Here is a 2,046-nt window from a genome sequence, read left to right on the forward strand (position 1 = left end):
CCCCCCCCCCCCCCCCCCCCCCCCCCCCCCCCCCCCCCCCCCCCCCCCCCCCCCCCCCCCCCCCCCCCCCCCCCCCCCCCCCCCCCCCCCCCCCCCCCCCCTTTTTTAGATGTGTATAAGAGACAGCGTGGGCTCGGAGATGTGTATAAGAGACAGGCTGAAAACATCGAGGACTTTGAGTTTGACCACGATGATGAAATCAACGTATCTACCGATCAACTTGAAACTATCTTTGGACAATTGGATGTTAAATCATCTGGCGATGGTTTGTTGGTACTTAAAGAAAAATTTGGTTCAAATCAGTTCCGCCTTAAAAACATTAAAGAAGGCGTGATACTAACTCTCTCAAATCAAGGCAGTGACATAAGTTGGACCCGCCGTAACGAAGCACTGAACCGAGTGCTGGCAGGTGAAGCAGTCATGGGGGATTTAACTGAGCGCTTTATTTCTGGAGCTAGCGGTGAGCAACCCCCTGCATTACCTAACATCACTGATGAGCAGCTAAAGCGCTACAATCTCGATGAATCCAAAGAAAAGGCATTCAGATACGTACTGGAAAACCCATTAAGCGTACTTATGGGGCCTCCCGGCACAGGAAAAACCATCTTATCAAGCGCTTTACTTCATCACTTGATGACCGTTGGTGATGTACGCCGTATTCTCGTTGTGAGTCAGTCACATGTTGCCGCAGACGAAGTTGCAGTACGTGCCCGCAGCATGATCCTGAAGTTCGCGGATGGCAACACTTCAGTTGAAGCACCGAGCATCGTACGACTTGGTGACCATAAGCGTATCTCTAACGAAATGGTAGATGTACACACTTCAGCTTTGCAGGCTCAAACCCGCACTAAGTTCCATAGTGAGCTTGAGATTCGAATCTTGTCGCTTTCCGCTCGCCTAAAACTTCCTAAAACGTTTGTATTAGCGTCCGCAGGATTATACCGCACCTGCGGCCTAGAACTATTCAATTTTGACCTTGCTCGCCAGGAGCTAATCGACGCTAAACTAGCAGTTTCGAATACGCCACTGGATCGTGAGGCAGTAGTTCGGTTAAATCGAGCTGAACGCAGAATGGAGCAGCTATCATCGTCTCTTGAAGGGCGTCTAAAAGCCTATACAGACGAGCCAGAACAGATCCTGCGCCACAGCAACCCCTTAATGGCAGCACTGGAGATAATAGCTGAAACTCATCAGGTTCATAATCCACAACGCATTAAGCGTATGGCTGACGTAATTAAAATTACCCACCATTGGTTCCAACGTCTTGCAACCGATCAACGAGGCTATGCTGCCTTTGCGGCACGAACTCGACAATTGGTGGTCGGTACTCTGGTAGGTATTGGATCTGAATCTTACCAGATTCACAATAATTCATTTGATATGGTGATTGTTGATGAAGCTGGCCGTGCAACCTTTTCTGAGCTTGCTATTGCAATGCAGTCCGCCAAGCGGGTTATGCTAGTTGGTGATCATAAGCAGCTTGCTCCCAACTATGACACAGACCACATTAAAGAAGTATGCCGTACCCTTAACTTAAGCAAAGAGGAGGTTACCAAAACCGACTTTGAGCGCGCCTTTAACCTTAACAATGGACACGTGCTTTCTACCCAATATCGTATGGCACCAGCCATTGGCGAAATTATCAGTCAGTGCTTTTATGATGGCCATCTAAAGACTAACCCAAAAGCTCCGCTTGAGTGGATGAAGTCACTACCTGTACCTTGGAATAAGGCAGTTTCCTGGATCGATACGTCTGGTTACGGATATTTAGAAAATAACACCTCCCAAGGCGGCATCTCCAACGAAGCGGAAGTTGAGCTACTAAGCAGCTTGTTACATGAGCTGATAAACACTAATGGTACTGTTGAACAACTGAAAAATTGGGACAAGAACGACTCTACCCCACCTATCGGGATCATCACTGGTTACCGCAAACAGGTTGAGCTTCTTGAGCATAATTTGGAAAACTCCGCATGGGCGACAGGTATCCGTGATCTCATCAAGATTGACACTATTGATTCCTATCAAGGCTCGGAAAACCGTATC

General features: G+C 48.4%; 1 protein-coding gene. It reads left to right on the forward strand.

The genetic code is table 11. The features are described from left to right. Positions 1-141: 141 nt before the first annotated feature. Positions 142-2,046 (forward strand): AAA domain-containing protein (locus JHD74_RS25650; protein WP_370592717.1); only part of this gene is annotated, 1,905 nt, incomplete at its 3' end.

It is taken from the genome of Serratia sp. ASV30, from assembly GCF_016428815.1.
GTDB lineage: Bacteria > Pseudomonadota > Gammaproteobacteria > Enterobacterales > Enterobacteriaceae > Chania > Chania fonticola_C.